Raw genomic sequence first — 9,203 nt, 5'->3', positions numbered from 1 at the left:
GACAGGATCGGTTACCGCCGACATGCCAAACCGCCCCTTTCTTCCAAGATTATTGACTTAAAGGAAAAACATTGTTAACATTATATATGTCAATATTTACAATGCGTCAGTTTTTTGCGCGCTGCGAACAATGTTCATTTTAGCACAGCCGCCGGGTCAACAGAAGTTAAAAACTGTTGACCCGGCGGTTTTTCTTTGCCCGGCGGCGCGGGGTTTACCGCGCCCGTTCTTTCATTTTATCTATGAACGCGGCAAAAATGGAAATAGCAATTTACCGCCTGTGTGCGGCCTGTCACCTTAGGCTCCGGTAAACAATATTTAACTTTTGTTGACTTGGCCCGCAAACCGCCCAAAGGCAACCTTTGGCAGCAGCTTGCGCCGTGTTGAAACCCCTGCGCACAAGCCGGACGATTTTTTCCCCGCCTTTGCGCTTTTCGCGGCTATCGCCATTTTGTCCAAACAAATTGTTTCCAAACAAGGACCGGTAGGGGGTCGTATCATGGGGTTTTCCGACATGTCCGCCGAAAAAAAAGAAAAGGATCGGGGAATGGAAATAGTGCTCTCTTTGTTGGGGCATGGCAATTTGGGAACGGAACTGGACAAAATGCCAAACGGCGTAGGCCCTTTCGGGCTTGCCGCGACAAATCCCGTTCCCACTTGCGGCATCCGTGGCGCACGCGCTTATTTGGATAACCTTTTTACCGACACGGGCAGGAAGTTAAAATATGTCAGGCGCGGATCAACTTCGATCCAAAACATTGACGTTGGCTATATTGTGGACATTTATGATTTATTCGATAAAAATACCAACGATAGGATCGGGACAATTTACATTTGCCCGTACAACAAGAAAAATTCCACTGAGGCGCCTGCTGGATTTTGCTTAAAATCAGCCGGCGCCTGACATTTGGCGCGATTTTTTGGCGATGGCGGCAAAGCACTTTGTTGGGAGGCCGAATTGGGGCGTGTTGGCATAGTTTGCAAAACTCGTTTTTAAACAAGCCCTAAGTTGGGAACGGCATTATTTTTCAGCTTGCGGCGAACTATTTTATGATATAATCAGATAGTAAACCATTTATGGTATAATTACCCAATTAAGCATTATTTTCACAGAGGTGCAAACGTGGAACAGGATTCACAAAAAGTATTGCCTGTGCGCATTGAAGACGAAATGAAAAAGTCTTATATAGACTACGCCATGAGCGTCATCGTCATGCGCGCGCTGCCGGATGTCCGCGACGGGCTGAAGCCCGTGCACAGGCGCATTTTATATTCCATGCACGAAGCGGGCATGGCATCCAACAAGCCCTACAAAAAGTCCGCCCGCATCGTCGGCGAAGTTTTAGGTAAATATCACCCGCACGGCGACAGTTCGGTGTACGATGCGACCGTGCGGCTGGCGCAGGACTTTTCGACGCGCTATCTGTTGGTGGACGGGCACGGCAATTTCGGCTCGGTGGACGGCGATTCCGCCGCCGCCATGCGTTATACCGAAGTCAGGATGTCCCGTCTGGCCGAGGAAATTTTAGTCGATATAGAAAAAGAAACAGTCGATTTCATGCCCAACTACGATGAATCGCTGAAAGAGCCGGTTGTGCTGCCCTCACGCGTGCCAACCCTCCTGATAAACGGCTCGGCCGGCATCGCGGTCGGCATGGCCACAAACATCCCGCCGCACAACCTTTCGGAAATAATTGACGCCTTGGTGTTGATGATCGACGAGCCGGCGACCGGCGCGCGGGATTTGCTTGGCATCGTCGCCGGGCCGGATTTTCCAACGGGCGCCAGCATCATGGGACGGGAGGGGATAAAAAGCGCCTATCTGACCGGGCGCGGCGTGGTGAAAATCCGGGCCTGCGCCCATACGGAGAGCATGAGCGGCGGCAAAACTAGGATCATCGTCAGCCAAATCCCGTATCAGGTAAATAAAAGCCGCCTGATCGAATCCATCGCCGAACTGGCGCAAAACAAGACGATCGACGGCATAACCGACTTGCGGGACGAAACCGACCGCAAAGGCATGCGCATAGTCATAGAATTAAGGCGGGACGTCAATCCCGAAGTAATTTTGAACCAACTCTACAAACATACCAAAATGCAGGATTCTTTCGGCATAAACATGCTGGCTTTGGTTGACGGGCATCCGCGCGTGCTGAACCTATGCGAGATGTTAAGCTATTACCTTTCGCACCGCAAGGAAGTCGTTACAAGGCGCACGGCCTATGAACTCAAAAAAGCCACGGAACGCGAGCATATCCTGCTCGGGCTGAAGATCGCGCTCGATCATCTGGACGAGGTGATCGCGGCCATCCGCGCTTCTGAAAACGCCGAAACGGCAAGGGAGGCCTTGACGGCGAAATTTCCCCTTTCCGTGCGCCAGGCGCAGGCGATCCTCGAGATGCGGCTGCAAAGGCTGACCGGCCTGGAACGGCAGAAAATCGAGGACGAACACGCGGAGATAATCAATGCCATCGAGCGGCTGAAAAGCATATTGGCCGAGGAAAGCAAGCTGATGGGCATCATAAAAGACGAATTTCTGGAAATAAAGCGCAAATACGGCGACAAACGGCGGACGCAAATATCGGTGGACACGTCGGATTTGGCGATCGAGGATTTGATCGCGGAAGAAGACATTGTGATGACCCTTACCCATAGCGGCTATGTCAAGCGCCTGCCGGTGGATACCTACCGCAGCCAGAGGCGGGGCGGCCACGGCTTAAAGGGCGTCAACAAAAAAGAAGAAGATTTCGTCGAGCATCTTTGCATCACCACCACCCACCATAACGTGCTGTTTTTCACAAGCCGCGGCCGGGTTTACCGGCTCAAGGGCTATGAGATACCGGAGGCCGGGCGCACAGCCAAAGGGTCGGCGATCGTCAATGTCGTGGCGTTAGACGAAGGGGAAAAAATTACCGCGATTATCGCGGTGAAAGAATTTGAGCAAGGCCGGTATATCTTTATGGCGACCAACCGCGGCACGGTCAAAAAGACCGAGCTTTTGGAATTTGACACGGCGCGGAAAGTCGGCCTTATCGCCATTTCGCTCGATGAGGAAGAAGATCTTATCGGCGTAGAGCTTACCGACGGCAATTCCAACGTCATGCTTGTTACTAAAAACGGGCTGTCGATCAATTTCCCGGAAACCGACGTGCGCTCAATGGGCCGCACGGCGCACGGCGTCCACGGCATAAAGCTGAACAAGGCGGACATGGTGGTCGCCATGACACTGCCCAGCGACGACAGCGACATTCTGACCGTAACCGAGGAAGGGCTGGGCAAACGTACCATGGCCAGCGAATACCGGGCGCAGGGACGCGGCGGCAAAGGCATCATCAATATCAAGGTAACGGCGCGTACGGGAGCGGTGGTCGGCGCGCGGGTAGTGAAGCCGGAGCAGGAACTTTTGCTCATAACCGCCCAGGGCATCATCATCCGCCTAGCGGTGAACGACGTGTCGCGGTATAACCGCAACGCGCAGGGGGTACGGCTGATGCGGCTGGCGGAAGAGGACAAGATAGTGGCTTTCGCGGCGGTGGAGATGGACGGGCAGATAGAGCCGTAAACCGCAAAAAGCATAAAGGGGCCCTGATTTTATCTTCTTGGATTTTAAAAACAAAATATCAAGTAACTGTCAAACTATATAAGGAGTGATTTATTTGAAATCCATTAAGGGCAAACTGCTTTGCGCGGTTATTTCGCTTTTTGTCATTTCAATTGCGCTCATCGTTACTTTTACGACCATGCAGCTTACAAGGAGCATGCGCCAGAGAATCCGCGAAGATGTCATTTTCAGCGGCAACGGCATAGAAAAGGTATTGGTTTCCCACCGTAACAGCGTGCTGTCCACCGCCAAGGTGTTGGCTTCCCTGAACGGCTTGCCGGAGGCCATAGCCGCCGGCGACGGCGCAAAAGCGCGCAGCCTCTTGACTGCCCTTTCCAAGGAGACCGACGTTGACGTGATCATTGTCGTCAACAAACAAGGGACAGTAGTGGCCAGGACGCACGATGCCAAAGCGGGCGACAACATAGCCGGGCGCCCGGAGGTGCGCGGCGCCCTGGCCGGGCAGTCCGGTACGCTTATGGAATCGACTGAATTGACTAAATTCTCCATCAGGGCCGCCGTGCCGGTATACAGCGGCAGCGCCATCGTCGGCATGCTCCTTTGCGGCATGGACGCGTTAAAACCTTCCTTTGTCGATACGGTAAAGGATCTTTACGGAAGCGATTGTACGATTTTTATCGGCGAAACAAGGGAATCGACGACGATCATGCAGGACGGCAAGAGGGCCATCGGCACCAAGGCCGACCCCCACATCGTTGAACAGGTATTGGGCAAAGGGCAGGTTTATATCGGCGAGGCGGAAATTTTGGGCAAACCTTTCATGACCATCTACAAGCCGATCAAAATCGAAAAATCCGACAAGCCCATCGGCATGTACTTTTCCGGCATTTCCCTGGCAGAAGTTAACGACAGCCGCAACGAAACCATATTGACTAACGTTGCCATAGCCGCCGTTACCTTCCTTGTCTGTATTGCCGCCATTGTTTTGATCGTCAAAAAAATAACCAAGCCCATACCCCTTATTGCGCAAGTAGTGGAAGTCATGTCCAAAGGCGACCTTCGGAATAAGATGGAGATAAAATCTTCCGATGAGCTTGGCGTCTTGGCGCGCCAGTTCAGCCACATGGAACAAATCCTGCGGGAGATGCTCGGCAACATAATCAATTCCGCCAACACGCTGGCAGCGTCCGCCAGGCAATTGTCCGGCCACGCCGAAAGTTCCAGTTCGTCCATCGGGCAAATCAGCGAGCTTGCATCCAAAATGACGGAAGGAGCGGCCAAGCAGGTTTCGGAAATAACCCTGACCAAGAAAACGCTTGACTATATGTCGGAGCGCATGGAGCAAACATCAAGCAACGCGCAGCAAGTGGCCGATTTTACCCAAAACGCCGTTGCGGCGGCCGAAACCGGCCGCCACGCCATCACGCAGGCCGTCGTGCAAATGCAGACGATCGTTGCGGATACGGATAAAGTGCAAACGGCGGTTTCCAACCTGAGCGAAAGTTCCTCGCAAATAAACCAGATCATAGAAGTCATATCGGCCATCGCCGGGCAGACCAATCTTTTGGCGCTCAACGCGGCGATTGAGGCGGCCCGCGCGGGCGAGCAGGGGCGTGGTTTCGCCGTCGTGGCCGAAGAAGTGAGAAAACTTGCCGAAGAATCCGAAAAAGCCGCCATCAGCATCAAAAACCTTTTGCAGGTGAACCAGTCCAACATCAACATGGCGGTAGAGGCCATGCAAAGAAATTCCAGCGGCGTGAAAGACGGCATAGAAGTGGTAACTGCGGCGGGGGCTTCTTTCAACGACATAGTGAGCGCGATCGCCGAGGTAACCGGCAAAATCGGCTCCATCGTAACCGAAGTGAAGGACCTTAGCCAAGAGAGCGAAACGATCAGCGCAACAGCGGACAACGTATACGCCATCAGCAAAAAAGCGGCCGAGCAGGCGGAAAACGTGCTGTCGGTCATTGAGGAGCAGACGGCGGTAAACCACGAAATGGCCTCCGCCAGCCACGACTTGGCGGATATAGCCAATGGCCTTAACGAACAGATGAGCTATTTCAAAATAAGCTGAAAACTAAACCATCGCCGACTGACATTATCCGAAACGTTCGGATTTTAAGCGAATTTTCGTCAGGTACATGCGGCAATCGTTGGGACATAATGACCTCGGGGCGACGCTCGCGCATGCGAAAGTCGCCCCGAAAGATTTGAAAAAAGCCGCCGAGCCGGTTGACAAAAAAATATATTCGCAAAACGCAATGTAAGGGGGCTTCATGTTTTCTTGGCTTTCTTTTCTCTCTTATACTGTCATAATGGCTTATACGCCGGGGCCAATCAATATAATGTCAATGAACAACGTGAAAAACATTGGCCTGGCAAACAGTATATTGTTCAATTTTGGCAATTATGTCGGGCATTTTTTGGTAATGCTGGAGTGTTTGGCTTTTTCAAAGATTTTATTTACGATACTCCCGCAAATACAATTTCCAATGAAAATAATGGGGGCAACATATTTGGCCTATTTAATGGCAAAAACAATAATGCCGTCCGCAAAAGAGCGCCCTGCCAAAGAAAACAGGAAAAGAAATTTTATTGTCGGGGCATTATTGCAGCTAATTAACGTGAAGGTGATACTTTTTGGATTAACCGCAATGACATCGTATCTATTGCCGCATTTCAAAAGTGCCCCGGCGTTAATTTTATTTTGTTTGTTGATGTCCTCGATACAATTGACGGGAAATATATGTTGGACTTTATTTGGGACGCTGCTGGATAAAATATTTAAAAACCAAAAAGCATTATTAAATGCAATAATGTCAATGATGTTGCTTTATTGCATCATAAGATTGTTTGTATGATAATAAAAAGCAAGGCAAAACGGCGCATAACGAGAGGGTCGAAAAAACTGCGCCATCGGAAAGCTCCCTTATAGGACCTTTGACAAATAACGGCGTTCCATTGCGGCAGAAATACCCAAACTGGATTTTTCCACTGACTGGGGAAAGAACCAATATGTCCTTGACAAACACTGCCGGAAGGGGAAGCGCCCGCTTACATCCGTCATTTTTGAGGAGGCGGGGCTTTTTGCCCATCGCCGGTTTTTTCCCCGCCGTATTCTTTTAGATCCGCGGCGAACTGCACGTTGCGTTCCGTCTTCAGCCCCGCAAAACATACGCGGTAATAAGAGCCGGCGAGATTTACGCCGGTGATTTCGCCGATGCCGAAAACGGGGTGGACGACTTGATCGCCTAGGCCGAAACTCCGCTCCCTGCTTTTTAACAACTCCGCGCTGTATTCTATGTGCTTTTTGGCGCTTTCCTCCAAGGCGGCGTCAAGCGCTGCCACGTAATCTAAGTTTTCTTTTCCCGCGTCGAAAATAAACCGCGACGGATATTTAAAAATCCCGTCGCCCGCCGCCCCCTCGGAACTGGAAAGAAAAAGCCGCTCCCCGGCGCGGGTCATCGCCACGTAAGCCAGCCGCCGCTCTTCGTCCATGCCTTCGGGCGTATCCGTCAGCCGGCTCGGGAAAACGCCTTCATTCAGCCCGCAAACAAACACATGCGCAAATTCCATGCCTTTGGCGGCGTGCACTGTCATGAGCTTGACCGTTTCGCTTGCGCCGCCGCGGTCAAGATTGGTGAAAAGGGCAGCTTGCGCGAGGAAATCCTCCAAAATGGCGTCTTCGTCCTTGTCCGCGCTTTCTACCGCGCGCTTTAGCTCGGCCACGTTGTCCAGCCGTTCCTGATCGCCCTGCAATCGCAGAAATTCCTCATAGCCGCTCAAATCAAGCAGCATTTGCAGCGCGTCGCCCATCGCCATGCCCCCGCGCTTTTCCCGGACAAGCTCAATCGCTTCCGCATAACGCGCCGCCTGCGTCCCCCGCAGCAAGTCCCCGCTCAGGTTTTCTTTCAGCGCGTCATAAAGCGATATATCCCTTTGCTCCGCGTATTCTTTCAAAAAGCCCATTTTCCTTTTCCCTATTTTGCGCGGCGGCGCGCCAATCGTCCGCAAAAACGCCGCATCGTCGCCTATCGTAACCATGCGCAGATAGCATATAATGTCTTTGATTTCCCGGCGCCCGTAAAACTCCACGCCGCTGAATATCTTGTAAGGCAGGCCTTTTTGGATAAAACATTCTTCCAGCGCCCGCGTTTGGTAATGCGCGCGGTACAGCACGGCGACTTCGCCAAGGGACGCGCCGGCCGCAGCCAATTCGCGGATTTGCCCATAAATCCACGCCGCTTCCTCCCGGACGCCGGCGGCGTGATAGTACAGCGGCCGTTTGCCGCTGTCCTTGCTCGTGATTAGTTTCTTAGGAAACCTTATGGCATTTTTCTCGATCAGGGTATCCGCCGCTTTCAATATTTCCGGCGTAGAACGGTAATTGACCGCCAGCGTAAACGTCCGCGCGGCAGGGTACAGCTTGTCGAAATCCAAAAACATTTTGACGTGCGAGCCGCGCCAGGAATAAATGGTCTGGTCAGGGTCGCCGACGATAAATAAATTGCCGTGCTTTTCGGAAAGGACGCGCGCGATTTTGTATTGTTTCTCGCTGACGTCCTGAAACTCATCCACCATGACGTATTGCATCCTGTCCTGCCATTTCGACCGAACGGCGGGAAACCGCTCCAGTATATAGGCGGCGAAGTTTATGAGGTCGTTGAAATCGCAGCCAAAGCACTTTTTTTGCTCATAAAGGTAACGCAGGAATATTTCTTCCTCCCGGTCCTTTGCCCGGGCAAATTTGGCTTTGAGCCGCTCGTTGTCCAATTCGTAAATGTCGTCAATATAAGTTGACGCGCAAAGTTTTTTCGCTTCCAGAACATTGTCTATCGTTCGCCTGACGGTGGCGTCGCGCAAGGTCAGTTTCATGTCGGCGAAAATTTTCAGCAGCATTTCTTTTTGGTCCTCAACGTCAAGGATGACAAAATTCTTCGGATAATTAAGCGCGTGCGCGTCCTCTTTCAGCAGCCGAACGCAGAAAGAGTGAAAAGTAGATATGAAGCCCAAATCCATGTCGCCGAGCGCGAAGCGCACCCGGCGTTTCATCTCGTTGGCCGCCCTGTTGGTAAAAGTAACGCAAAAGACGTTTTCCGGCGCTATGCCGAGCGCGGAGACAATATAACAGAACCGTGCGGTCAAAGTGCGCGTCTTGCCGGTTCCCGCGCCGGCAATCACCCGCACCGCCCCTTCGGTCATGAAAACCGCCTTCTGCTGCTCTGCATTCAGGCCTTCAAGATATTTTCCCAAGCGGACATTCTTCCCTTTGCCGTTGATGGCCAAGGCGACGGCCGAGGCCAAGCAAACTTAAACTTACGTTGAGTATATTTTAACACAGTCCGCGCCCGAAATCCATTCGCACGGCGGCTTTGCCGCAGTTTGCCGAAGAAACGGGTCAATTGCAATATCAAATGCAACAAATTTCCCATAGGGCTTGGCATGCACCAATCCTTGTATCGCCATGGCTCAGGCAAGGGGATTATGCCGCGATTGCCTCTTTGATTTTCATAAGCTCTTGCGCGAACGCTTCTATAGACATTATGTAGCCTAAAATCTTCCTCGGCAGATTGTTGTTCCACTTCGCCGCCATCTCTATGATCTCCGGCGCCAGTTCGCCTATGCTCCCGCCCTTTTTTAT

The 9,203-nt window shown here is 52.0% G+C and carries 5 protein-coding genes; 4 read left to right on the top strand and 1 reads right to left on the bottom strand.

All coding sequences use genetic code 11. The features are described from left to right. The first annotated feature begins 499 nt into the window (after positions 1-499). The 4 genes from LBO03_09220 to LBO03_09205 all read left to right on the top strand — a co-directional run bounded on the left by LBO03_09220 (position 500) and on the right by LBO03_09205 (position 6,423). Positions 500-904 (top strand): hypothetical protein, encoded by a 405-nt coding sequence (locus LBO03_09220; protein MDR3349753.1) that lies wholly within the window; start codon positions 500-502, stop codon positions 902-904. Positions 905-1,123: 219 nt separating this feature from the next. Then, entirely contained in the window at positions 1,124-3,562 is a 2,439-nt protein-coding gene (gene gyrA, locus LBO03_09215; protein ID MDR3349752.1) for a DNA gyrase subunit A, read from the top strand. A 94-nt stretch (positions 3,563-3,656) separates the two neighbouring features. Continuing rightward, on the top strand, positions 3,657-5,636 hold the full coding sequence (locus LBO03_09210; protein MDR3349751.1) for a methyl-accepting chemotaxis protein: 1,980 nt from the start codon (positions 3,657-3,659) through the stop codon (positions 5,634-5,636). Positions 5,637-5,838: 202 nt separating this feature from the next. Next, the gene (locus LBO03_09205; GenBank protein MDR3349750.1) at positions 5,839-6,423 is read left to right on the top strand and encodes a LysE family transporter; all 585 of its coding nucleotides are present in this window, start codon (positions 5,839-5,841) and stop codon (positions 6,421-6,423) included. Positions 6,424-6,625: 202 nt separating this feature from the next. On the opposite strand, the gene LBO03_09200 is transcribed toward LBO03_09205, so the two are convergent. Next, positions 6,626-8,815 (bottom strand): UvrD-helicase domain-containing protein, encoded by a 2,190-nt coding sequence (locus LBO03_09200; GenBank protein MDR3349749.1) that lies wholly within the window; start codon positions 8,813-8,815, stop codon positions 6,626-6,628. Between the last annotated feature and the right edge of the window lie 388 nt (positions 8,816-9,203).

This window comes from Acidaminococcales bacterium, from assembly GCA_031290885.1.
Lineage (GTDB): Bacteria > Bacillota > Negativicutes > Acidaminococcales > JAISLQ01 > JAISLQ01.
Note: the sequence above shows the minus strand (reverse complement) of the source record. Positions and strands in the feature narration are given on the sequence as shown.